At 47.0% G+C, this 24,186-nt stretch carries 19 protein-coding genes; 9 read left to right on the top strand and 10 right to left on the bottom strand.

Annotated features, from left to right (window positions below; genetic code table 11):
• Positions 1–60: 60 nt before the first annotated feature.
• The 4 genes from QUA16_RS23090 to bioF all read right to left on the bottom strand — a co-directional run bounded on the left by QUA16_RS23090 (position 61) and on the right by bioF (position 5,970).
• Positions 61–453 carry a response regulator gene (locus QUA16_RS23090; RefSeq protein WP_333181346.1) on the bottom strand — a complete coding sequence of 131 codons (393 nt, stop codon included), beginning with the start codon at positions 451–453 and terminating at the stop codon, positions 61–63.
• On the bottom strand, positions 450–3,389 hold the full coding sequence (locus QUA16_RS23085) for an ATP-binding protein (RefSeq protein WP_333106079.1): 2,940 nt from the start codon (positions 3,387–3,389) through the stop codon (positions 450–452). Before QUA16_RS23085 ends, QUA16_RS23090 begins: the two co-directional genes overlap by 4 nt.
• 967 nt (positions 3,390–4,356) lie before the next feature.
• Positions 4,357–4,506 carry an arginine synthesis PII-interacting regulator PirA gene (pirA, locus tag QUA16_RS23080; protein ID WP_172185012.1) on the bottom strand — a complete coding sequence of 50 codons (150 nt, stop codon included), beginning with the start codon at positions 4,504–4,506 and terminating at the stop codon, positions 4,357–4,359.
• A gap of 291 nt (positions 4,507–4,797) precedes the next feature.
• Positions 4,798–5,970, bottom strand: a complete 1,173-nt coding sequence (bioF, locus tag QUA16_RS23075) for an 8-amino-7-oxononanoate synthase (RefSeq protein ID WP_333106080.1) — start codon at positions 5,968–5,970, stop codon at positions 4,798–4,800.
• Between the two features lie 66 nt (positions 5,971–6,036).
• Here bioF and QUA16_RS23070 point away from each other — a divergent pair, with 66 nt between their 5' ends.
• On the top strand, positions 6,037–6,972 hold the full coding sequence (locus QUA16_RS23070; protein ID WP_333106081.1) for an exopolyphosphatase: 936 nt from the start codon (positions 6,037–6,039) through the stop codon (positions 6,970–6,972).
• Positions 6,973–7,095: 123 nt separating this feature from the next.
• Here the strand turns inward: QUA16_RS23070 and QUA16_RS23065 are convergent, their stop codons facing one another.
• Positions 7,096–7,329, bottom strand: coding sequence for a hypothetical protein (locus tag QUA16_RS23065; RefSeq protein ID WP_333106082.1), 234 nt, complete (start codon positions 7,327–7,329; stop codon positions 7,096–7,098).
• An 11-nt stretch (positions 7,330–7,340) separates the two neighbouring features.
• Positions 7,341–8,462 (bottom strand): glycosyltransferase family 4 protein, encoded by a 1,122-nt coding sequence (locus tag QUA16_RS23060; protein WP_333106083.1) that lies wholly within the window; start codon positions 8,460–8,462, stop codon positions 7,341–7,343.
• A gap of 60 nt (positions 8,463–8,522) precedes the next feature.
• On the opposite strand from QUA16_RS23060, the gene QUA16_RS23055 reads away from it, so the two are divergent.
• Entirely contained in the window at positions 8,523–8,666 is a 144-nt protein-coding gene (locus tag QUA16_RS23055) for a hypothetical protein (protein WP_333106098.1), read from the top strand.
• Between the two features lie 856 nt (positions 8,667–9,522).
• On the opposite strand, the gene QUA16_RS23045 is transcribed toward QUA16_RS23055, so the two are convergent.
• The 4 genes from QUA16_RS23045 to QUA16_RS23030 form a co-directional block, all read right to left on the bottom strand.
• Positions 9,523–10,650, bottom strand: a complete 1,128-nt coding sequence (locus QUA16_RS23045; protein ID WP_333106085.1) for a type II secretion system F family protein — start codon at positions 10,648–10,650, stop codon at positions 9,523–9,525.
• 168 nt (positions 10,651–10,818) lie between these two features.
• Positions 10,819–11,916, bottom strand: a complete 1,098-nt coding sequence (locus tag QUA16_RS23040; RefSeq protein WP_333106086.1) for a type IV pilus twitching motility protein PilT — start codon at positions 11,914–11,916, stop codon at positions 10,819–10,821.
• A gap of 75 nt (positions 11,917–11,991) precedes the next feature.
• Complete coding sequence (locus tag QUA16_RS23035) at positions 11,992–13,998, bottom strand: GspE/PulE family protein (RefSeq protein ID WP_333106087.1); 2,007 nt, start codon at positions 13,996–13,998, stop codon at positions 11,992–11,994.
• Between the two features lie 171 nt (positions 13,999–14,169).
• Positions 14,170–15,363, bottom strand: a complete 1,194-nt coding sequence (locus tag QUA16_RS23030) for a transposase (protein WP_333106088.1) — start codon at positions 15,361–15,363, stop codon at positions 14,170–14,172.
• Between the two features lie 373 nt (positions 15,364–15,736).
• Here QUA16_RS23030 and grpE point away from each other — a divergent pair, with 373 nt between their 5' ends.
• The 7 genes from grpE (at position 15,737) to QUA16_RS22995 (ending at position 23,839) form a co-directional block, all read left to right on the top strand.
• Positions 15,737–16,531 carry a nucleotide exchange factor GrpE gene (grpE, locus tag QUA16_RS23025; RefSeq protein WP_333106089.1) on the top strand — a complete coding sequence of 265 codons (795 nt, stop codon included), beginning with the start codon at positions 15,737–15,739 and terminating at the stop codon, positions 16,529–16,531.
• Between the two features lie 293 nt (positions 16,532–16,824).
• Positions 16,825–18,978 (top strand): molecular chaperone DnaK, encoded by a 2,154-nt coding sequence (gene dnaK, locus QUA16_RS23020; protein ID WP_333106090.1) that lies wholly within the window; start codon positions 16,825–16,827, stop codon positions 18,976–18,978.
• Positions 18,979–19,110: 132 nt separating this feature from the next.
• Entirely contained in the window at positions 19,111–20,238 is a 1,128-nt protein-coding gene (gene dnaJ / locus QUA16_RS23015) for a molecular chaperone DnaJ (RefSeq protein WP_333106091.1), read from the top strand.
• Positions 20,239–20,530: 292 nt separating this feature from the next.
• Positions 20,531–20,821 (top strand): sulfurtransferase TusA family protein, encoded by a 291-nt coding sequence (locus QUA16_RS23010; protein ID WP_333106093.1) that lies wholly within the window; start codon positions 20,531–20,533, stop codon positions 20,819–20,821.
• Entirely contained in the window at positions 20,818–22,068 is a 1,251-nt protein-coding gene (rsgA, locus tag QUA16_RS23005; protein WP_333106094.1) for a ribosome small subunit-dependent GTPase A, read from the top strand. The genes QUA16_RS23010 and rsgA overlap by 4 nt, the downstream gene beginning before the upstream one ends.
• A 241-nt stretch (positions 22,069–22,309) precedes the next feature.
• Positions 22,310–23,095: a MotA/TolQ/ExbB proton channel family protein gene (locus QUA16_RS23000; RefSeq protein WP_333106096.1), complete on the top strand. Its 786-nt coding sequence runs from the start codon at positions 22,310–22,312 to the stop codon at positions 23,093–23,095.
• 15 nt (positions 23,096–23,110) lie between these two features.
• Positions 23,111–23,839 (top strand): biopolymer transporter ExbD, encoded by a 729-nt coding sequence (locus tag QUA16_RS22995; protein ID WP_333106097.1) that lies wholly within the window; start codon positions 23,111–23,113, stop codon positions 23,837–23,839.
• The last annotated feature ends 347 nt before the right edge of the window (positions 23,840–24,186 follow it).

The following is a 24,186-nucleotide window of genomic DNA, read 5'->3' as shown; positions in this document are numbered from 1 at the left end:
CTCCGTTGCTAGTAGAAGGAATAAATAAGAGAGGATGTTGAGAAAAGTAGCAATTACCAATTATGTTGCATTGTGAATATACTCCAAATTGATTATTTTATTTTTCAGAATCTCAAAATTAACAGGTTTAGTAATATAGTCATCAGCTCCATAATCTATTGCGACTTGGTAATTTGTCTCATCTCCATAAGCGGTAATCATAAAAAATTTTAGCTCGGGAAACTTTTCTTTGGTAATTCGGAGCAGTTCTAGCCCCGTCATTCCGGGCATATTAATATCCGACACAATTAAGATAAGAGAGGCTTTTTGGGTGGGGCTTTCTAAATATTCTAACGCAGTCTTTGCCGAGAGTGCAAAATGAAATTCAATTTGCCCTGCTTTGATTTCTTTTCTAAATTTTTGTTTAAACAAGCACTGAATATCTTCTTCGTCGTCTACAACCATTACTTTCATTTTGGTAGCTCCTTAACTTCGGCTATTTTTCGCGGCAAGGTGATTATAAACTCTGTGTAATTTCCTACTTCTGTTTCGACTTTTAGTTCTCCGCGATGTTGCTGAATGATAATATCGTGACTGATAGATAGACCTAGACCAGTACCTTCCCCCGCTGGCTTTGTAGTGAAAAAGGGATTGAAAATTTTATCGAGTATCTCTGGCTTTATACCTGGGCCATTATCGCGAATGCGGATTTCAATCCGATCGTCGAGATTTCGAGTTTTCACGTCAAGTAGCGGTGAAAATCTTTCCCCTATTTCTTGTTTCTTTTTATAAAGTGCATAACAAGCATTACTAATAATGTTAAGAAAAACTCTACCTATGTCTTGTGGCACGACAGCTACGTCGCCAATGTCATTGTCATAGTCCGTTTTTATGGTAATGTTAAAAGCATCTTCTTTGGCTCGTATCCCGTGATAGGCTAGATTGATATATTCGACTAATAAACTATTTATATCCATAGCTTCCCAATGGCCACTTTGTCCTCTCGAATGCAAAAGCATATTGCCAACGATTTTGTCGGCTCTTTGACCGTGTTGATTAATTTTTTTAAGATTTTCTTTGAGATCGGTTAATATCTCTGCAATATATTCATTAGTTTCCGGTTCTAATCGTTCTCCTTGAGTGACCAGTTCTTCAAACAGTTCTTCGGTTAATTCAGCAGAAACTTCTGAGAAATTGTTAACAAAGTTTAATGGGTTTCTGATTTCGTGGGCAATTCCTGCTGTTAAACTGCCCAGAGAAGCGAGTTTTTCTTGCACGATAATCTGATTTTGCATAGCTCTGAGATTTTCTTCGATCCGCTGGCGCTCTTCAATTTCATTCTGCAATTGCTCCACAGTATGGGTGAGTTCAGATGTACGCTCCTCGACTTTGATTTCTAGTTCCTCATTAGCTTTTTGCAGGGCTTCCTGGGCTTGCTTGCGATCGGTGATATCGCGGACGATCGCCACATATTGTTGCAGATCCTGATTGGAAAGGGAAGCGTCTTGAGAGAATCGATCGGAGATGGCAACTTCCAGAATGCGCGAACTACCATCGGAGAAGTTGAAAGTCTGTTCACTGCGACTGAGCCACTGCTCTGGCTGATCCCCTAATCGTGGCAATAATTTGTTCAGGTAAGACCCAATTAGCCCAGTAGAATCTATGCCGAAGACGCTTTCAGCAGCGGGATTTGTCTGACGAATGACACCATTTTCATCCAGCACTACAATACCATCTAGGGCAATGGTAAAGAGCTGTTCTGCTCCCTCTCGTGCCTCTTCCATTGAGACGACCTGGGGTAAGCTCGTCCAACAGGCAACTGCCACCCCAATAAAAGCAACTGTCACCAATAGCACTACGAATAAATTCAAGCCAACAGTAGAGTTAGCATATAATTTGAAGCCAAAAATCCAGCCGACAGCGACGGCGCTCACAATCAGCAAGATCAAAATTACAACCTGAAACGCCACAAAATCTGGCATTTTGCTCTTGCTTCTGTTGCGGTAAAGCCGAATCCACCACGACGGATGGAAGGGGGCAAAAGCAATGCGACTTATCCCTGCATCCACTGCTAAAACGGCAAGGGGAAAAAACAACCCAATGATAAAGTCTTGCCAGCCCCAAGCTAAGCCTCCCACGACTAGAACCACCGCATCTACTACGAAAAAGCCCAGCGACCACCCAGGCCACCGAACTTCTGGCTGATCCCGCCGCAGCCACAGTGAGAGATGGAACATCATTAGGCAGACAACTAAGCCAACATTAGTAATCGCCACAAGCCGAGGTACATTTCCCCAAGCTAGACAGATTAAACTCAGAACCAGAACAAAGACAAGGCCAAATCCAAATACACCCCGTCGGGATACAACTGCGAATGTTGGCGAAATATGCCCATCTACCGCAAGTTGGTACAGCATCCGGGGGCAGTTGGAAACAATTGTCGCGCAACTCAGAAGACAGCTTGCGACGACCAGAAAGGTGACGAGGGTGGGAACCCAGGGCCCCCATAATACCTGACAGGCAGCTAATACATTCAAGAATACGTCATCTTTCAGATCGGGAGCCGTAGCCAAGCGCATCAGTACCCAAGCACCTCCCAAAATAACAGGCAGCATCGCCAGTGCGGAAATTTTGAGAAACTGCAGCGTTTTAGTAGGGTTGCGGCTATCCGCTACGAAACTGGCGGCGGAGTCACAGCAGTAGAAAATGTAGGTAGCAAAGTAAAACCATTTAGCCCAGTCAATAAAGGTGAATTCCGGCCAAATGGTGGGGAAAAAGCCGGGACTGTTTGACGAAAAAGCTAACCACAATAGACCGTGAATCGAAAAAACGGATAGTACGCCGACTGTCGGTAACACGAAAAAGGCGAGCAGAATACTTAAGGCGCGAGTGCCACTGAAGGTCAAAATGAAGGGTAGGAGCGTGAAGGTAATATTTAGTAAAGTTTCAGGACAGCTAAAACCTAAACTATTGAGGTTGACTTTGATGAGCTGTGTCAGTACGATCGCAGAAATTGGCAGTGTTGATACCCAGCTTAAAAAGTAGCCGATCGCTGCATAACTTCCCAGACCCGGATAATTTTTCAGCATTCGGGCGGTATAGTTGGGCGTTCCCCCAGCCATGTCTGGGAAATACTCACCGATGCGTTTTACCTGTAGGTTCAGCATCATACCCATGATGATACCGGGCAACCAGATAAAGATGGCGCTAGGCCCAATCGCTGCTTGGATCGCTGTGGCGATGGTAAACCAATTGGCGTGACCGGTGAGGCCAAAGCCCGATGTTTCGACGGCACTCAGGCTTCGGGGCAGGCGCATGAGCGATCGCCTATTGAGATTGTCTCTTGGGTAAGGCTGAGTTGGTTCTGAGTGGTAGCCGTTTTCCGGCTGGTGTCGGATGTCTGTCGCCATCAGTTTTATCTATTATTTTGGGGATTTTACTGTCGCCACCCTGATGTTCAGCTTTATAGCTTTTAACTTTTTTCCGTTAAGCATTTTTGTCTTAAATTGTGGCAAAGCTGCCTTTCCCAGTCAACCATGAAAATCTATCTCAATCCGTCTTCAATATTACCAGGACTTACGCAACTGCCACATATCTGTGTACCAGCACCCTAAAATTAGACAATAAACATCAGCACATCGGGAATTTTTAGTTGCTCACTTCAATGATTTGATAGAATCCCGTGTTTAATTTGATATATTATTTGACCTCTTTTATCCGCTCAACTTTTGAGCGCCTACCCCACACAAGTTCATGGCAAGCAATATGATTTGTTTGAATTATAGCTTGAAGGGACTGGCAAGATTCTCTCCCGGTTAATTGCTTGAGTTCCCTAAGAAATTGCTCAATTTTCTAACGAATAGCACACACATGAGTGTACGTCATTCGTGCGATTATTGAGTTTGGTCTTTAGTCGCGACTGTCAACTTGCGATCGATCCGGACTGGTTCAAGTGATGGGTGAGGGTGCGCCCTCACCATGTGCGAGTGGGGTAAGTCCTGTAGTTATTAGTAGGGCGCGCCTCGGCACAGTTTACTACAGATAAAAATACAAGGAATGCAGTATAACTCCTGTTGTCTTTTCTTCCCTCTTCCTTCTGACTTAATAACTAAGGCAAAAAATGGTTGACTGCGCTATTTGTAGAGTCTCTGGGGGGCGAGGCGCACTCTACAGATAAAGTTTGGGCGTCCAGGATTGTTCCCTCTTCCTTCTTTCTTCTTCCTTCTCAATAAAAAACCCCGGTTTCTTCAAGAAACCGGGGTTTTTCCTACCAACTAAGAGAGGAGTCAAAACTTCACAGGTAGCGGTTGCCGGAATTCTGCATTTCTCGCACAACCCTCTAAACCAAACTACGGGCAAATTATAGTTGCAACTTTTTTAAAGCTGTCTCATTTCCTCTTCAAGCACCCGAACCAAATCTTGATTGCCACTGGATCTCGCTACCTCTATGCGGTGCATCAGTTGCTTGTGAATGTTAGCGCGGTGGGTTTCTGCTACTTTTTTTACGTTTTGACGATTTGTGTTCATGGTGGACGTTCCTTATATAAAATTTGGTGTACCTGCTACTTCTCTAATATAGCGCTAAATTCCAAAAAGTATCTAAATTTACAAAAAATTTACAGTTGTTGACCGATCGACCAAAATACTGTATACTCTTGACCATAAGTCAATAGCGATATCTGGACAATCAGAAGTCATTAGTCATTAGTCAGTAGTCATTAGGCCGATGCCCGATGCCCGATGCCCGATGCCCGATGCCCGATGCCCGATGCCCAACATTTACATTTAGTCAAGCGGTGCGCGGTACGCACCCTACATTTACTCAAAACTCAAAACTTGCAGCAGCGCCTCTACCAACTGCTGAAGGTGTGCGAGCTCGTGAGTTGCCATCAGCGAAATCCGAATTCGACTCACACTTACAGTCGGAGGCCGAATGGCGGGAGCAAAAATACCCATCTCCTTGAGTTTGCTGCCGACTGTTAAAGCGGAGGCTGCATCTTTTAACGGAAGACTGAAAATTGGGGAGAGGCAATTGCTAATTGGTAATTGGTGATTGGTAATCGCGCAATATTTGAAAGTTTCGATATTTTGTCGCAACCGAACTCGGCGTTCTGGTTCTTGCTGTACAATCCTCACAGCTTCCAAAGCAGCCGCCGCGTCAGCAGGCGTCAATGCCGTAGTATAAATCCAACTCGCAGCTCGATTACGCAGAAAATCAATTAAAGCAGCAGAGCCCGCAACGTAACCACCTAAACTTCCCAAAGCTTTGCTGAGTGTCCCCACTTGAATCAGTGGTGTTCCCGTACACCCGAAATGTTCTGCACCACCGGCACCGCTAGCACCGAAAACTCCTGTAGCGTGAGCTTCATCTACTAATACCATGCAGTTAAAGGTTTCGGCCACAGCCAACAACTGCGGTAGCGGACACAAGTCCCCATCCATGCTAAAGACGCTATCGGTAATAATTAAACACTTGCGGTATCTTGCGCGATTTTGCTCTAGCTTGGCCGTTAAATCCTCAAGATTGCAGTGACTGTACTCTAGGGCAGTTGCACCGCTGAGTGTGGCTCCGTTTTTCAGGCTCGAATGGTTGTACTTGTCAGATAATATCAAATCGCGCTTGCCGACAACGGATGCGATCGCCCCTAGATTCGCCAAATATCCCGAACTGAATACTAAAGCATCTTCAGTTTGTTTTAAATTAGCAATAGCTTGTTCTAGCTGTCGGTGCAAATCGCGGTGTCCGCTGACCAACCTCGAACCCGTCGCACCCGTACCAAATTCCTTAGTTGCAGCCATAGCAGCTTGGATTAACCTGTCATCGCCGGCAAGTCCCAGATAATCGTTGCTGGCAAAGTTAATCAGCCTGTGGCCTGCTAACTTTACCACAGGCCCAGGGGAACTTTCGATCGATTGTGGCGATCGATACCAATCGGCCCGGCGAACAGTGTCCAGGGACTTCTCTATCCAAGCGTAAGGGTCTGGGTTCATATTGGAAAGCGATCGGGTAATACGTTATATTAGCTGGTGATCAGTTCCTCCGTATCACAGAAGCATATGCCACTCACTAAAAAATACAGATTAGTCACCCGCAGCGATTTTGACGGTCTTGTCTGTGCCGTTTTGCTCAAAGAACTCGATATGATCGACGAGATTAAATTCGTGCATCCTAAAGATATGCAGGATGGAAAAATCGAAATAACAAATAACGATATTAGCACCAATTTACCCTATGTGGAGGGAGTTCATCTAGCTTTCGATCACCATTTCAGCGAAACTCTTAGACACGAGAAAATCAAAATTAACCACATCATCGATCCCTATGCAGCTTCTGCAGCTAGGGTACTGTACAAATATTATGGAGGTCAAGCAAAGTTTCCTGATATTTCTGAGGCGATGATGGTGGCAGTTGACAAATCAGATTCCGCTCAATTTGCCAAAGAAGAGGTTCTGCACCCGCAAGAATGGGTGCTGTTAAACTTCATAATGGACGCCCGAACGGGGTTGGGAAGGTTTAAAGAATTTACCGTTTCCAATTATCAGTTAATGATGCAGTTAATCGATTACTGCAAATATCATACCATCGCTGAAATATTGCAGCTTCCTGATGTGAAAGAAAGAGTAGACCTCTACTTCGAGCAAGAAGAAAAATTTAGAGAGCAAATACAGCGCTGCGCCAAAGTTTATAATAATTTAGTGGTTTTGGATTTGCGTAACGAAGAGGTGATTTATGCAGGGAATCGTTTTGTAATATACGCTTTGTTCCCTGAGTGCAATGTATCGATTCACGTACTTTGGGGACTGAAACAACAAAATACTGTTTTCGCAGTTGGCAAGTCAATCTTTAACAAAACTTCTAAAACTAATATTGGGGAGTTAATGTTAAGATATGGCGGCGGTGGCCACCAGAATGCCGGAACTTGTCAGATTGAGAACGATAAAGCTAGTCAAGTTTTGAAAGAGTTAATTGCCCAGATAGAGCAAAATGGTTAAATTGGCTTTATCTTTTTTGCAATCAGGACTTGAGTCTTTGATTATTTATTTTAATTTTCAGCACTAAAGTCCTTACTACAAATGGGGATTTTTAGGACTGAAGTCCTTACTGCAAACGGGAGTTTAGTCCTCAAGCTTTTGAGCTGGCGGGTTCTGAACATTGAGATTTTCTGAACTGTTGCCTTTGACGGGTGGCAAATGGTCTACCAAACCCATATCAAAAGCGATATCCGGCAACTCATCAGCGTTATATTTTCCTGGCTCAAACAACCGCCCAGGAGTAAAACAAGGCTGTTTCAATCGTACCACTTCCCCCGGTGAAAACATTCCCCTAAACATTTTGCGTTCGAGTCCCATAATTTCCGCTCCTAAAACAACTTTCGCATTAATCTTAACAATTTTTGAGCGGCAGCTTCCCAATTAAATAAATCCGCCGTCTCTCTAGCTTTTTGACCTACCCGAAAACGCATCGGGTCTTCAACAATTTTTCGTAACTGTTCGCGAACAGACTGAACATTTGGCTCTGCCCAATGAGGAGCATTTCGGATTTTTAGATACTCAGTATCGTAACACTTTCCGACGGGAATTAGATCGTAAGCAATGGGATAGCAGTTATCAGCATTGGCGTAATCAGTCGGGCCCCCGTACATAGTCATAGCAACGGGCAAACCTGCTGCAAAGGCATCCAAAATTTTAATCGCAAAACCCTCCCCGCGAAACGGAGCTAAAAAAGCATCTGCTGACAAGTATAAATCAGCTAGTTCTGCTTTATTATAAAATTTAGGGATTATCAGAATTTTTGCCTTTAACTTGCCGAATTGTTTTTCGATATTTACGAGATGTTCCACTATAACATCAGGATTTTTGCCACCATCTTTGATAATTAACTCTACGTTAGAATCATCTTTAAACTCTTCATAAAAAGCTTGAATGGCCAGATCCGTGCCAAATCTATATAAATCAAAAGAATTGGTCATGTGCAGAATATACTTTACATCTTTTTGGGTTTTTTGCGGTCTGGGAAAATATAGTTGCGAGATTAAAGGATTGAAACCTAGAGGCATAACTGATACGTTAGCCGCCGGACATCCCGCTTTTATTAAAACGTTTTTAGAGTATTGGCTGACGGCTAGTTTGTGGGATGAAGTGTTAACGGCATCATAAATCCAGTAATCATAATCATCATGGTTTTGGGCGAATTCGTAATTGATAGCAAAAAGTTCTAAATTGAGATGTCCGTTGAGTTCTTTTAAAAAATAAGGTTTCCAATAATGAGACCATTTGATCTGAAATAAATCTGAGGGTGCAGTGTTCATCCACTTCGCTAGCAGGTCGTTTTCTTCTGCTGTGGAATGGCGGCTGAGATGAGATGCTATTGTTGATGGTTCGACCGAAATAGGAATTCCCATTTGGTGTAAAGTTTTCGCCAGGGATAGCGTAATATCAGCGAAGGAGTTAAAGTGTTGAAAACCAACGTTAAAGTGAACCATATTTATTGGTTATTAGTGTAGGGTAATCGCATCTAATTTGGTATAAATTGTACTTGATAAATGACAGAAAATGCAGGAGCCAGAGGCAGGGATGCGGTGGAGACGAGATCGGCGACCAACAAGCAGTTAAACTGGGAATGGACTCCCGGCAGGTATCCCTCACTCAGGCAGATGGAAAAAGGCTGCTGTCAAATCTACCGCTAACGGAACATTGTTGAACGTGCTATCAACCGACTCAAGCAATGGAGTCGGAGTGCTATTCGATATGAGAAGCTGCCTGCCAATTATACAGCCACGATCGCGATCGCCTGCATTCGGTTGTGGCTATAGTTGGAAAACACGCCCTAGGCAAGAACACCTGATGGAGATAAATCAACTCGGTGGAACCGCTGATGAGTGCTTAGCTCGCTATCAGCATCGCACTCAATTTTCATTCCTTAGTTTACGAGCTGCGCTTGAAAGATGCTGTCAAATGTTTAAAAATTTTCCCTTACCATGATACCTTACTTAAGATGCAATTACCCTGTAATATATCTGAGTATTTTTGTTATTCTTTATATTCTGGAAACGTTCAAATTGGCCAAGTATTCTAAAAGACTGGTATTTAATATATAGCCTTTCTCAGAAAGATGAGGTACTCATGGGCATAGGCCTCCGTGGGCATAGGGCATAGGCCTCCGTGGGCATAGGGCATACCTCACTTTTTTGAGAACCGCTATACATAGAAATTTATTCGGGAAATTTATTCGGATTTAACTGTAGCATATTTTGGGTTCAAATTAAGATGCGTTTACCCAGGAGCGTACAGCCAGCATTAGGCAGCAGTTAAATCTGTGTGCCTATCCTACTTGACTTTAGTGACATTTTCGTAATTTTTCACCAATTGGAAGACCCTGGTAAGGAAGATTTGGAGGCAGAGCCTCCAAATTGTTTTCTCCTTTTAATCGAGGATGTGCCTCCTCCAAAAGTCTGCCCAGGCAGAGCCTGGGAACGATTGAAATAGTCATTGGTCAGGCGTTAATTGCTACTAACTAATAACTAATAACTAATTAGCTCTTTTTTACAGCTTCTGGAACACTGCGAACATCGGCAGATACATCGACAGCAAAATCGAACCTACGATACCACCGACGACCACAATCATCAGAGGTTCTAGCATACTGGTAAGTCCTTTTACCGCTTCTTCAACTTCCGTTTCGTAGAAAGCGCCAACTTTCATCAGCATCTTGTCAAGTTCCCCTGTCTCCTCGCCAATTGCCATCATTTGAATGGCCAAAGACGGAAAAACAGCTTGTTCTTGCAAAGCAATACTGATCATGCCGCCGCTTTGAATTTCCTGTCTCGCATATTCGATCGCATTAGATATCGCCTGATTCCCCGCCACATCTCGCACAATTTCCAAAGAATTGAGAATCGGCACGCCCGATCGCGTTAGTGACCCAAATATCACGCAAAACCGAGCCACAGCAGATTTTTCAATCAAATCTCCAAAAACCGGCAATTTCATGGCAATCCTATCAATTTGTAGGTGACCTATGGGAGTTTTGTAGTACATATCGAAGGCAATTTTGAGCGCTATAATTACCCCAATAACTGTCACCTGTTGAATGGGAGGCCAAGCCGTACAGAATGCACTAATTCCCAACATCATCACCGTAAAAGCCGGCAAATCTGCACCAATATCCTTAAAGATTTTAGCGAAAGTTGGTAGCAAGAATATGGTCATTGCGAAAAAAATCACGATCGCAATAAAGAACACAGTTTTCGGATAAGACATCGCCGAATTAATTTCAGCCTCCGTCTTGTGATTTTTTTCCATCATCACCGCCAGACGGTCTAGGGTTTCATCTAGCACCCCCCCGACTTCTCCCGCCGCCACCATACTGATAAACAGTTGGTCAAAAACATCAGGAAACTTAGCCATCGCCTCTGCCAAGTTTATCCCCTCCTGCACGTCAGCATTCATGCTCCTGAGCGCTCGCTTCAGCTTAGCATTAGAACACTGCTCGTGCAGCACGGAAAGGCATCGAACGATCGCCACCCCTGCATTAAACATAGCCGCAAACTGACGAGCAAAAATAGCCATATCCTTAACAGTAAGGCTGGTAAGGTTATACTCTATTTGCTCCTGAATCTTACTGAAATCAAAGCCACCTTTCGGTTTTTCGCGGATAACATTGGTAGCCACAGCTCACCTCTGAAAAATTATTAAAACTTAGTTGTCAGTTGTCAGTTGTTAGTTGTTAGTTGTTACCCATAATTAATAACAACGGTCAACGGCCAACTGACTAATGACCAATGACTAATAACTAATGACTAATGACTAATGACTAATGACTAATGACTGCAGACGGAATTAATGAGCTTTTACCGGGGGGGTACCCACAGGTGCCGGGCCGATCAAGCGTTCGAGTTCGTCAGCCTTAGAAGCCTTGGCCATTGCCGATTCCCAAGTGACTTTACCGCTCTTGTAAAGTTCAGCGAGGGCCATTTCCATCGTCCTCATCCCCAATTTTGCCCCCATTTGGATTTGAGAGTAAATCATCGGAGTTTTGCCCTCCCGGATCAAGTTAGCCATAGCTGGAGTATTTACCATGATTTCCATAGCGCAGCAGCGGCCGCCCCCAACTTTTATTACCAAATTTTGGCTGCAAATTCCCACCAAAGAGTTAGACACCTGGGCGCGAACTTGGGGTTGTTGAATGGGCGGGAACACGTCCAAAATCCGATCGATCGTTGCAGCCGCCGAATTAGTGTGCAGCGTTCCCATCACCATGTGACCCGTTTCAGCCGCCGAAATTGCCAGACCGATCGTTTCCAAGTCCCGCATTTCCCCCACGAGAATTACATCAGGATCTTCGCGCAAAGCAGCTTTCAGCGCATTAGCAAAGCTCTTTGTATCTTCACCCTTTTGGCGCTGGTGAAACAAACTCTTGATATTAGGAAACACATATTCGATCGGATCTTCAACTGTTAGAATGTGTTCCGCCCGCGTCCGGTTGACCAGATCCAACAAAGCCGCCATCGTAGTAGTTTTCCCGGAACCCGTTTGTCCCGTCACCAACAGCATACCCCTGGGTCTTTCCGTCAGATCCCGCAAAATCTGCGGCACGCCTAAAGCATCGGCGTTAGGAATCTTAGAAGCCAGAGCCCGCATACAAGCAGCCCAAGCACCCCGCTCGCGGTAGACATTGACGCGGAACCGAGCCAATCCCCGAACGCCGTAAGCGCAGTCGAGTTCCCACTCCATTTCCAACTGCTTGCGCTGCATATTGTTGAGCATTTGGAAAATCAGGATCTGCACTTCCTCAGCAGACAGAATGTCGCCGTATTGAGTCTGAGGAGTTAGTTTCCCGCTGACTCGGAAGAATATAGGCGCGCCCGCTTGGATATGTATGTCCGAACCCCCTTGCTCTACCAGGGACTCCAGTACGTCTTCAATCATCAGACCCATAGATACCTCTCCTCGATCGAATTGATAGTTATTGACCAATCTAGCTCAGTTAACAGTCAACAGTTAACTGTTGAATCAATCCAAAAAGCGTGGCGTCAAGCAGTACGGACAATCCAGCATCTCCGGCTTCAATTGCGCCTGACAAGTCTTGCAGGTAAGTCCCTGCTTGCTTTTTGCTTTCATTTCAGCCTCCAGGCCAGAGTCTGTAAACGTCACCCGCTCGACTTCTTCAAAAGTAGTCGCGCCTTCCCGCACCAATTGCAAGCTGTAAGCCAACAGCGTTTTCATCCCTTCTTCTACTGCAGCTTCCTTAATTTGCTCTGTGGGAGCTCCTTGAGTGATCAGAGTTTGAAGCCGCTCAGTATTTTTCAGGAACTCGTAAACCCCTACCCGTCCTTTGTAGCCTATGCCGCCGCACTTCCGACAAAGTTGCTCGCGTTCTGCCAGTTCCTTCCTTTCCTCCACCGGTATGGTGTTGGCTTTGTAAACAGTTAGATCGATTTCTTGAGAAGGCGACAAACCGTACTTGCCGAGTTCTGCGGCAGTAGGCTGGTAAGGAATGCAGCATTTGTCGCAAACGCGCCGCATCAGACGCTGAGCCAACACGCCCAACAGAGCGGCCGAAACCATGAACGGTTCTACGCCCATTTCTGCCAAACGCGCGATCGACCCAGCCGCGTCGTTCGTGTGCAGCGTCGTCAGCACCAAGTGTCCGGTCAAAGCAGCTTCCAGAGCCGTTTTTGCCGTTTCCTTGTCCCGCGTTTCCCCCACCAGCATCACGTCAGGGTCTTGCCGCAAAAAGGCCCGCAGAATGTTGGAAAAAGTCAAGTCTTTTTCCCGAATTACTTGACATTGGGTAATTCCTGGCAAAGCATATTCGATCGGGTCTTCCGCCGTACTGATATTAACCCCCGGATCGTTCCGTTCCGACAGAATCGAGTAGAGAGTAGTTGATTTGCCCGAACCCGTCGGCCCCGTCACCAAAATCAGTCCGAACGGACGGCTAGCACTTTCTCGCACTAAAGCCAGAGTTTCTTCGTCGGAGATTAACAAACCCAACCCCAACTGAGTGCTGGAACTGTCCAAAATCCGCAGCACGATTTTTTCGCCGTACCGGGAAGGCAAGCAGTTCACCCGGAAATCCACCGTGCGTCCCTCAAACACCCGGCGGATGCGCCCGTCTTGAGCTTGTCGGCGTTCGGCAATATCCAGGTTGGCAATAATCTTGAAACGAGCGGTAATCGATGCGACTACCTGTTTGGGAAACCGGAAATACTCTTGCAGCACCCCGTCTTTCCGCATCCGAATCCGCATGAACTCTTCTTGAGGTTCTACGTGGATGTCAGACACCTTTTCCGACAAAGCTTTAGCCAAAATGATATTGACGGCCTTAATTACGGGAGCAGCCTCAGCATCGTCCAAAGTGTTAGCGAGGTCTTCTTGGTCGGCAGTCTCCTCTTCTAGGGAGAGTTCGCCAAAATCTCCCTCCCCTAAATCCATCTTTCTCTGCTTTTCGGCTGCTGCTATTTTGGCTGCTACCTTAACTTGCTCGTCTTGATAGGCCGAAGTTATGTCCTGATAGTCGTCTGGCGTAATCACCCGTCGCTGCAAAGCCAAGCCGTGAGGCTGTAAAATCCGCCGCAAATCTTCTATGGCGTTGAGGTTGTCGGGATCTACCATTGCCACTAAAACCGCCGCCGGCTCAGTTTCAGTCTTCGCTACGGGTAAAAACCGACCTTGGTGACAAATGTCGATCGAAATCTTCAACGCCTCGAGCATAACTCCGAGTTGCTCGTTAGACATTTCGCTCATCTCCGGGTCAAATGCTTCAACGCCGTAGACTATCTTCCGTTCAAACATCTGCTGCTTCTTGTAAAGTCGCAGCAATTCTGGAGGCAACGGCTGCCCGGTAAGTGCTTCTAATACCTCAGTCAACCGCTTACCCGACTTCTGGCTTTCAATTTGAGCTTGCTTCACTTGCTCGCCGTTGACGTAACCCGACAGAATCATCTTGGTGAGAGCCGGAGGAAATTGGCTCACAGAAACTATGGATGTGGAGCGCGGCGGGGATGTGCTAGTCATAAAAAACACTCAATAGGTGGGAAACTCAGTCACACAGAGTGCTGAGAGGAAAACCAACGCGGGGTTTTAACCCCCGTATTCTTTGCTTATGGATCAGCTATCATTTTCTTGCTCAATCCCTATCTCTCCAGTTTGACACTCCGGGCGCCTGAAGGCGCGAGGATTCTTGGCTCAGTCAGTCGATTTGCTCGTTGATGTTACCACCACTAAGTAGAGATCGTTCTGTCCCCAAGCGTTAATTTCGGCGTGCCCCACCGTATTTAAACTGATTCCTGCTTGCTTCAATCCTTTTTCCAAAATGTTAATCGCGGCGTTGTGATCCCGATCTAATACCCCGCCACAACAACAAATATGGGTTCTAGTTGATAGCGATTTTTTGACTATATTGCCACAGGCTGAACAATGTTGGGAAGTGTATTGAGGGGCGACAGCAATTACTGTTTTACCGTATATTTTCCCAAAATATTGCAACCATTGAGCAAATTGAGTCCACGCTGCATCGCTAATTGATTTGGCAAGCTTGTGGTTCTTAAGCATATTCTTCACCTGAAGGTCTTCGTAGAACACAAAATCGCTAGATTTCACCGCGCCGGGCGTCGTCTTAACGGCGAAGTCTTTGCGCTGCCTGCTGACCTTCAGGTGTTTTCTTTCTAACTTGTTAATCGCTTTGTTACGATTGCTAGAACCCTTCTTCTTTCGAGAAACTCGTTTCTGCAATCGTTTTAAAGCTTTTGCGCTTTTGCCCAGATAGCGAGGGTTGGGAACTGTTTCACCATCACTGTCGGTATAGAAATGGTTTAATCCCAAATCTATGCCAATAGCTTTACCAGTGGAAATAGATTCCCCTTTTCGTTCCACATCGATACAAAACTGAGCGTAGTAACCGTCGGCACGCCGAATCACCCTAACTCGCTTAATCTCGCTGGGTGCATAAAAATGCAAATCCCGACTGCCAACTAACTTGAAAATTCCAGCAGCAAAACCGTCCGTAAATGTTAAGCATTTCTTGTTGGAAGAAAGCTGCCAACCTGATGTCACGTATTCTACGGAACGAGTATGTTTCTTGAACTGCGGGTATCCTTTTTTCCCTGGTTTTTTGGCTTTACAATTCGCGAAAAAACGTTGGATTGCAAAAATGGCACGTTCAGCAGAAGCTTGACGAGCCATCGAGTTAAGTTTGCCGGCCCATTCAAACTCTTTGGCCATGATGGCACACTGTTTGTATAGGTCTATCAGCTTAACTCCTTGATTTTCTATCCAGTATCTAAGAGTTTTATTTCTGACAAATTGAGCTGTCCGAATCATTTCGTCGATGACTCGGTATTGCTGCGTTTTGCCTTTCAACTTAAACTCTAATACGATCATACAAGTATTCTATCACACCTATAAAACACTATGTCTATAAAATGTGTTTACTTTATAACTTTTTACACTTTATAGTCGAAATTAAAGTCGGCCACTGAAGAAGGGGCTTTAAACCCAATTATTTGGGTAAATGCGATCGCGTTAATTAAAAATCAGGAACCAACAAACGTTGGGTTTGCCCCCTTGCTGCCATATTATACGTAAATATCTAAACGGGCCTTGGAATATTTTATGGAAAGCTTTGAGCAATGTCTCCAGAACTGGCGAGACTTCCTCTTTTCACATTGTGCCATACACAGTAAATTCGAGTTCTCTAGATTTACCGGGTTAACTGTATCTGCTAGAATTGATAGGGTTCTGTCGCGCAGCTTTTATGATTGACGAGGAAAAACAGCAAGATCAAGATCCTAACTCAACTGGGGAAACCACCCCAGAGGGTTCGCCAATGGCAAGCGAAAATCCGGCGGCATCAGGAAACTCGAACGAATCGGCGGATTGGGAGCTCGAACTTGCTCGAGCTTATCAAAGTGCTCAGGGCGATCGCACCCCAGCAAACGCATCGGGGCCTACCGTCACCGGCAGTTCAACCAACAGTCCGACTGCAGACGCGGTGGAGCCTTGGAAGAAGGAACTGGCCCAGGCCAACGATGAAAAAGAGGCTTTAAAAACTCAGTTGCAAGCCGCATCCGCTCAACTAGAAGAACTGAAAAATCAAAATCTCCGCCTAGCAGCAGATTTTGAAAACTTCCGCAGGCGTACCCAAAAGGAAAAAGAAGAGCTAGATTTACAGGCAAGGTGTATCACGATTAAACCCCTGTTGCCGGTAATTGACAATTTCGAGCGCGCTCGATCGCACATCAAGCCGCAAACCGATGGCGAAATGAACATTCACAAAAGCTACCAAAGCGTTTACAAGCAAATGGTAGACGGCCTCAAGCAAATCGGGGTTTCTCCGATGCGCCCCGAAGGTGAACAGTTTGACCCCAACCTCCACGAAGCTCTGCTGAGCGAGCCAACTGACGAACACGAGGAAGGAACAATTATCCAAGAACTAGAACGCGGCTACATTCTGGGCGATCGCGTCTTGCGGCACGCCAAAGTGAAAGTTGCAGCGGCTGGGCTATCTGTGGTAGCCTCAGATGAAAATCCCGATAGTTCGGAAGGTTAATCGGGATACAAGCTACTGCATTCCTCAAAGTCACTGACCCCCGAATAGAGTTCGGGGGTTCCCAGGTGGCAGACTCACCAACTTCTTAATTAAAGATGACTAAAAGCAGGTCAGCGCTTTCTCGAAAAATTCTGAAAAATGTTTTTACCCCTCTTTGATATTGCCTGATTGACATCAAATTTATTTCCTACAAATCGGGTCGGGTGATGCTTGTTTGAACAAGCTGAGTCGTTTTTCATCCCCCAACCTGTAGTTGGAGGTTTCCAACATCCCACAAAGTTTTATGAGGCGCTATGGGAAAAATTATTGGAATTGACTTAGGCACAACTAACAGTTGCGTAGCTGTGTTAGAGGGCGGTAAACCGGTCGTGATCGCCAATTCCGAGGGCGGCCGCACAACTCCGAGTATAGTAGGATTCGGCAAGGCGGGCGATCGCTTAGTAGGTCAACTAGCCAAGCGGCAAGCTGTAACTAATGCTGTAAATACTGTCTACAGTATCAAACGATTTATCGGACGGCGGTGGGACGACACGGAAGAAGAACGAGCGCGGACTCCCTATACCTGCATAAAAGGCAAAGACGATACCGTTAACGTCCAAATTCGGAACAAGGTTCACACTCCCCAAGAAATCTCGGCAATGGTACTCCAAAAGCTCAAGCAAGATGCTGAAGCTTATTTGGGACAAACTGTTACCCAAGCCGTGATTACAGTGCCAGCCTACTTCACAGACGCCCAACGGCAAGCTACTAAAGACGCCGGTACGATCGCCGGCCTAGAAGTCCTGCGGATCGTCAACGAACCGACAGCGGCAGCCCTTTCCTACGGGCTGGACAAGCAAAATATAGAACAGAAAATCTTGGTCTTTGACCTAGGCGGCGGTACTTTCGACGTTTCGATCCTGCAACTGGGAGACGGAATTTTTGAAGTCAACGCTACCTCCGGTAACAACCATCTCGGAGGAGATGACTTTGACGACTGCATAGTCCAGTGGCTGGTAGAAGCTTTCCGCACTCAAGAAGGCAGTGACCTCTCACAAGACAAAATGGCCTTGCAGCGCCTCCGAGAAGCTGCGGAAAAAGCGAAAATCGAACTCTCCAACCGGGAATCCACCTCAATCAATTTGCCCTTCATCTCTTCTGACGAGAAAGGGCCGAAGCATTTGGAAATGGAACTCTCCAAAGCTCAGTTTGAAAAACTGGTGGCTCATTTGGTGCAAGCGACGATCGATCCGGTGACTCAAGCCCTCAAAGACGCAAGTTTGACCCCCAAAGACATAGACAGGATTATTTTAGTGGGAGGCTCAACCCGGATTCCGGCAGTTCAAAAGGCAATTAGCAAGTATTTTGGGGGCGTTTCTCCCGATAAATCCGTCAATCCCGACGAAGCTGTAGCGGTAGGCGCGGCAATTCAAGCCGGGGTGCTGGGTGGTGAAGTCAAAGACTTGTTGCTGCTCGATGTGACGCCGCTCTCCCTGGGACTCGAAACCTTGGGCGGAGTGTTCACCAAAGTAATCGAGCGCAATACAACTATTCCCACCAGCCGATCGCAAATGTACAGCACGGCGGCAGACGGGCAAACCTCGGTAGAAATTCACGTGCTCCAAGGCGAGCGGGCATTGGTTAAAGACAATAAAAGTCTCGGCAAATTCCTGCTCAAAGGCATTCCCCCAGCTCCCCGCGGCGTACCTCAAATCGAAGTTACCTTTGAAATCGATGCCAACGGGATTCTCAAAGTGGCTGCTGAAGACAAGGGAACCGGAAAAGAACAAAGCATCCAAATTTCCAATACAGGGGGATTGAGCGAAACCGAAGTCGAGCGGATGCGACAAGAAGCCGAACTTTACGCCGACGAGGACATCAAGCGCGCTCTACTCGTCGAACTCAAAAATCAAGCTGACTCCCTCGTCTATAATTGTGGTGTAACTTTAAAAACCAACGCGCAACTGCTGAGTGACGAGCTCAAGGCCGAAGCGGAAACAGCCGCAGCAGCCTTGCGGGCAGCGATGACTAACCCCGACATTACAATCGAGGAACTCACCCCCGCAATCGAATCTTTCAAGCAACTGCTATACTCGCTGGGGACAGCAGTCTACGACCAAGCCCGCAGCGGGGTAGCCCCGTCAGGAGCTGTTGTTGAAAGCGAGATGATGTCAGAAGTAGAATCATCAGAACCAGAAGAGGTTAAAGCGGACGACGACAGCATTTTGCTGAAAGAAGAGCTGCAGGTGGCGCCCCAAGCTCCGCCGGCACCAAAGCCGGAACCAAAGCCGGAACCAAAGCCGGCACCAAAGCCGGAATCCAAGCCGGAATCCAAGCCGGAGCGACAGTCAAAACGACAGTCAAATCCACAGTCAAATCCACAGTCAAGTCCACAGTCAAATCCACAGTCAAAACAAAAACAGAAGGTTCCCGAACCAGAAGTTGATGATATGAATCCTTTCCTTTAAAACAGAAAAGCTAAAAATTAAAAGTTAAAAATTAACACTGAGAATTTTTGATTTTTAATCTGTAATTTCAGGAAAGGTCGCCCGTTTTTTTTTCGTACACTTTTTGTTATTTACCTCCAGGCAAGCAGCTCTATGGCCGGTGATTACTATGAAATATTAGGCGTTTCTCGCAGCGCAGACAAAGAAGAAATTAAGCGTGCTTACCGCCGCCTAGCTCGCAAGTACCATCCAGATGTCAACAAAGAATCCGGTGCCGAGGAGCGGTTTAAAGAAATTAACCGCGCCTACGAGGTACTCTCAGAACCAGAAACCCGCGCCCGTTTCGACCGTTTCGGCGAAGCAGGCGTCAGCGGTGCAGGCGCACCTGGTTTCCAAGACTTTGGTGACAGCTTTGCCGATATTTTTGAAAGCTTCTTTCAGGGCTTTCAGGGAGGCGTCGGCCAACAACAGCAAGGTCGCAGGCGCAGCGGGCCGGTGCGCGGAGACGATTTGCGCCTCGATTTGCGACTGGACTTTCGCGAAGCAGTGTTTGGTGGGGAAAAAGAACTCCGCATCAAGCATCTAGAAACCTGCGAAACTTGCACCGGGACTGGCGCAAAACCGGGAACCCGACCCCAAACTTGCTCGACTTGTACCGGCAGCGGTCAAGTCCGACGCGCTACCCGCACTCCTTTCGGCAGCTTTACTCAAGTTTCAGTTTGCCCCACTTGCAACGGCACCGGGCAAGTGATTGAGGATAAGTGCGAAACTTGCGGGGGCCGGGGCCAGAAAGAAGTGATGAAAAAGCTGAAAATCACAATTCCGGCTGGGGTTGACAACGGTACTCGCTTGCGCGTTTCCAATGAAGGGGATGCCGGCAAACTGGGCGGCCCGCCCGGAGATCTTTACGTGTTCTTGGCGGTGAATGAAGACCCGCTATTTAAGCGCGACGGCATTAACGTTAACTCGGAAGTTAAAATTAGTTATTTGCAAGCAATTTTGGGGTGCCGGTTGGAAGTGGAAACCGTAGACGGGCCGACGGAATTGTTGATTCCTAGCGGAACTCAGGCGAATACTGTTCTGACTCTTGAGAAAAAAGGGGTGCCTCGGTTGGGAAATCCAGTCAGTCGCGGCGATCATTTGATTACGGTGTCTATTGACATTCCGACTAAGGTGACGGCTGAGGAACGGGAATTGCTGATGCAGCTTGCTAAGCTGAAGGGCGATCGTACCGGTAAAGGCGGCTTGGAAGGATTTCTGGGCAATTTGTTTCAGAAATAAGCAATTTTTGACACCAATTGGTGTCAAATTTTCCTGTTTCAGGATTCCCCGGCAATTTGTTTCAACAGCCGTCAAAATTTTGGGCGCAATTGCCCACAAAAATGGCAGGTGGGACGCTTCCTGGGCATTCGGTTTCAGCAGCGCTCAAAAAAGTGAGCGCAATTGCGCTCACTTTTTTGGAGAAAGAATAATAGTCTGTGTCCAATTGGACACAAAATTTGAGATTCTCCCTTTTCCAGGCAACTTGTTTAAAAAACTAAGGCTTTCAGGATTTGAGATTGCAAAAAGTATTATGAATTCAACATCGAAAATTGAAAATCCCAAATCCCCAGATGCCAAAATCGATCTGCGTGGTACTCCGTGTCCTCTGAATTTTGTCCGCACTAAACTGCGTTTGGAGCAAATGGCACCGGGAGCAGTTTTGGAAGTGTGGCTGGATGCTGGGGAGCCGATCGAACAAGTACCTGATAGTCTCAAAATGGAAGGGTACCAGATTCTGGAAACGGAATTTGTCGCGGATGAGCCGGAGTCGGGCTATTTTTCAATGAAAGTGCAGCGCCCAGAAGACAAGGAAGCAGGATGAGCCTGAATTCACCCTCGATCGTGGGTACTGTAATTGCTGTTCAGGCTAACTTCTACCAAGTGAGGTTAGATCCCGAAGTCTCCATTGACGGGGAAAATGCCCCCCTTGCAGATTCTCCGATTCTCCTGTGCACTCGTCGCACTCGACTCAAAAAAATTGGTCAACAGGTGATGGTGGGCGATCGCGTGGTGGTAGACGAACCGGACTGGACTGACCGCCGGGGAGCAATTTCTGAAGTCTTCCCGCGCCAAACAGAACTCAACCGCCCGCCTGTAGCTAATGCCGATCGCATTCTCCTTGTTTTTGCCCTTGCTGAACCAGACTTAGATCCCGCGTCATTAACTCGGTTTTTAGTTAAGGCCGAATCTACAGGTTTAGAGGTGAGTTTGTGCCTCAACAAATGCGATTTGGTGACGCCCGATGAGTTGGAACAGTGGCGCGATCGGCTTTCAGGCTGGGGCTACGAACCCATGTTTATTAGCGTCCGCAGCGGTGCAGGAGTTCAGGAAGCTCCCGCTAATGGTCAAAATGAAATTTTTGCCTCGGAACCGCATTTCAATGACTTAGTGGAGAAAAGAGAGCCATCTCTGCTGAGTTCTGAGGATAACCCTCAAATTCCAAATTCGGTCAAGGCGTTACATCCGTTAAACCCCGTACATAGCCCGTTGCCGAACTTGCTTCTAGACCACCTGCAAGGGAAAATAACGGTAATTTGTGGCCCTTCTGGGGTTGGCAAGTCCAGCTTAATCAACCAACTGATCCCGGCCCTGAATCTGCGAGTGAACGCTGTTTCCGGCAAACTCGGCCGCGGGCGCCACACGACTCGCCACGTCGAACTATTTGAACTCCCCGGCGGCGGACTTTTGGCCGATACTCCGGGCTTTAATCAGCCGGCTCTCGAATGCGATCCCTCAGAGTTAGCTCAATATTTCCCAGAAGCGCGCCAGAGGCTGGCTGTGGGTAGCTGCCAATTTAGTGATTGTTCGCACCGAGACGAGCCTAACTGTGTCGTGCGGGGCGGTTGGGAGCGCTATGAGTATTACTTGCAGTTTCTCGAAGAGGCGATCGTCCGCCAGCAACAAGAGCAAAACTCTAGTAGCGCCGAATCGAGTTTGAAGCAGCAAACCAAGTCGGATGGTACGCAGCATTACGAACCGAAGCTGCAAACTAAAAAATATCGCCGCTCTTCCCGCCGCCTTCAACACCAATCGCTGCAAGATATGTGTCAAGATTTAGACGAGTTGTGAGGAAGTCGCCGCCCATCGCGCGCCGGCACTAGAAAACAGTACCAAGACTTACCCGGAAACCGGGTTTGCTCGACGAAAATACTTCGTTGTACCCCGATGCCCATTTCCCAAAATCGGCTTTCTTTAGTCGCGAGTGCGTAAGTCCTGAGTACATTAATAGCTAAAATTAAATGGCCTTAGATTTGTTAAAAAAAGTAGAACAGAAGCAAAAGTTAGCGGGTACTGCAGGAGCAAAAATATTGTGAATATTCAAGAACTGTTTCAAAAAGGCGGCCCCGCCATGTGGCCCCTGTTGCTGTTATCGATTTTATCTTTGAGTACAATTATCGAGCGCTTGTGGTTTTGGGCGAGCCTCCTGAGCAAAGAAAAGCAGATAGTTAACCGCATTCTGGAAGCGGCTCGCAGCGATTGGGGGGCGGCTAACGAGATTGCCAGACAAGCTAACCGACAGCCGATCGGGCGATTTCTTTCTGCACCCCTGCGGCTCTACAATCCCGAACCAGATTTGTTTCGACTCGCACTTGAAGCTGCAGCGGATGAAGAGTTGGCTTCGATGCGCCGCGGTGACAAAATCTTAGAAGCTACGATCGCTCTAGCCCCGTTGCTGGGCTTGCTGGGAACAGTTTTGGGCTTGATTAACTCGCTCAGTTCCATCCGTCTGGGCGACATCGGCACGGCGGCAACAACTGGCGTAACTTTGGGAATTAGCGAGGCGCTGATCACGACTGCTTCAGGGATGGTAGTAGCAATTTTTACCTTGGCGTTTTATCGCATATTTCAAGCTTTTTTGTTCAACCAGGCAAAAATATTTCGCAAAGCTGGAAATGAAATGGAATTGCTTTACAGGCAATACTGGCCGGCAGCTAATGCTAAGGGTCGAACACCCGGTGCAGAATACAGCAATTCTTCTTTTGGCGCAGATGGTTTGAACAGGCGTTCTCTCAATTCTCAAGAAGCGGGAGAACGGAATCGGGAGCCGAAATTGAAAGGTTCCGATCCGGCTGAAGATTCACCTTCTAATAATTAGAACCAAGGAGAACGGATGAAGATTCACTTAGATACTCCTGCTGAAGAGGCTCGGATAGAACTGGTGCCTTTAATTGACGTAATATTTTGCATCCTGACGTTTTTTCTGCTCGCCGCTTTGCAACTGACTCGCCAGCAAGCAATTAATGTCGATTTACCTAAAGCGAAGACTGGACAAACGCAGATGCGAGAGATGCTGATTGTCAGCATTGACGATTTCGGGCAAACTTATATCGACCAATTGCCTGTTAATTACCAACAGCTCGATCGAGTTTTAAAGAGTTTCCAAAGCAGAAATCCTGCGGGGTTGATGGTACTGTACGCTCCTCAAAATGCTAGATATGCCAAAGTTGTCGAGGTTTTAGACAAATTGAGAGAGGTAGGGGGCGATAGAGTGGCCCTGGCAACTCTTCCTAGTTCGGCCCCTTCCCCATTGCCCAATACCTCGCTTCCCAATTCTGGCATTCCTGCAGCACCTGCGATCGGCAATTCCGGTCAACCTCTGCCGTCTCCTGTGCCTCCGGGGCAGCAACAGTTCAACCCCAATCAGTTTCAATCTCCTCTCCCCACTCCTGGGCAGCTGCAGTTCAATCCCAATCAGTTTCAATCCCCTCTCCCGGCTCCTGGGCAGCCTAGCAACTCTGGGGCAAATCAGGGCATTCCTCCTGTTTCGCCTGCACCCGCTGCTCCCAATATCAGACCCGGAATCGCCACTCCACCGCAGGATGGCAGGCCCTCGAATTAGTTAGGAAGAAGGTTCGGCAACGGATTGTGTAACGGATGTAACGGATGTAACGGATGTAACGGATGTAACGGATGTCAGTCGGATGTCCGTCGGAAGAAGGGAGAAGGAAGAAGGGAGAACAGAGAAATAGAAATTTTCCCAATCTCCTCATCTCCCGCTCTCCCGCTCTTCCGCTCTCGGCCTATCCCCCTCCCTCTCCTCATCTCCTCATCTTCCGCTCTCCCCCTCTCCCCCTCTCCCCCTCTTCCGCTCTCCCCCTCTCCCCCTCTCCTTTCAGGGGTAGGTTTTTAAAATTTAAGCCGTAGAAAAGTGAGAACGGCTTGGCCAAGGTTCAGGAATAAAGCTAC

The sequence above is a fragment of the Microcoleus sp. S13_C3 genome (assembly GCF_036700905.1).
Taxonomy (GTDB): domain Bacteria; phylum Cyanobacteriota; class Cyanobacteriia; order Cyanobacteriales; family Microcoleaceae; genus Microcoleus.
Note: the sequence above shows the minus strand (reverse complement) of the source record. Positions and strands in the feature narration are given on the sequence as shown.

Coding starts and splice junctions, on each gene's coding strand:
- QUA16_RS23090 (WP_333181346.1), bottom strand. CDS start 453: ATGAAAGTAATGGTTGTAGACGACGAAGAAGATATTCAGTGCTTGTTT.
- QUA16_RS23085 (WP_333106079.1), bottom strand. CDS start 3,389: ATGGCGACAGACATCCGACACCAGCCGGAAAACGGCTACCACTCAGAA.
- pirA (WP_172185012.1), bottom strand. CDS start 4,506: ATGAACACAAATCGTCAAAACGTAAAAAAAGTAGCAGAAACCCACCGC.
- bioF (WP_333106080.1), bottom strand. CDS start 5,970: ATGAACCCAGACCCTTACGCTTGGATAGAGAAGTCCCTGGACACTGTT.
- QUA16_RS23070 (WP_333106081.1), top strand. CDS start 6,037: ATGCCACTCACTAAAAAATACAGATTAGTCACCCGCAGCGATTTTGAC.
- QUA16_RS23065 (WP_333106082.1), bottom strand. CDS start 7,329: ATGGGACTCGAACGCAAAATGTTTAGGGGAATGTTTTCACCGGGGGAA.
- QUA16_RS23060 (WP_333106083.1), bottom strand. CDS start 8,462: ATGGTTCACTTTAACGTTGGTTTTCAACACTTTAACTCCTTCGCTGAT.
- QUA16_RS23055 (WP_333106098.1), top strand. CDS start 8,523: ATGACAGAAAATGCAGGAGCCAGAGGCAGGGATGCGGTGGAGACGAGA.
- QUA16_RS23040 (WP_333106086.1), bottom strand. CDS start 11,916: ATGGGTCTGATGATTGAAGACGTACTGGAGTCCCTGGTAGAGCAAGGG.
- QUA16_RS23035 (WP_333106087.1), bottom strand. CDS start 13,998: ATGACTAGCACATCCCCGCCGCGCTCCACATCCATAGTTTCTGTGAGC.
- QUA16_RS23030 (WP_333106088.1), bottom strand. CDS start 15,363: ATGATCGTATTAGAGTTTAAGTTGAAAGGCAAAACGCAGCAATACCGA.
- grpE (WP_333106089.1), top strand. CDS start 15,737: ATGATTGACGAGGAAAAACAGCAAGATCAAGATCCTAACTCAACTGGG.
- dnaK (WP_333106090.1), top strand. CDS start 16,825: ATGGGAAAAATTATTGGAATTGACTTAGGCACAACTAACAGTTGCGTA.
- dnaJ (WP_333106091.1), top strand. CDS start 19,111: ATGGCCGGTGATTACTATGAAATATTAGGCGTTTCTCGCAGCGCAGAC.
- QUA16_RS23010 (WP_333106093.1), top strand. CDS start 20,531: ATGAATTCAACATCGAAAATTGAAAATCCCAAATCCCCAGATGCCAAA.
- rsgA (WP_333106094.1), top strand. CDS start 20,818: ATGAGCCTGAATTCACCCTCGATCGTGGGTACTGTAATTGCTGTTCAG.
- QUA16_RS22995 (WP_333106097.1), top strand. CDS start 23,111: ATGAAGATTCACTTAGATACTCCTGCTGAAGAGGCTCGGATAGAACTG.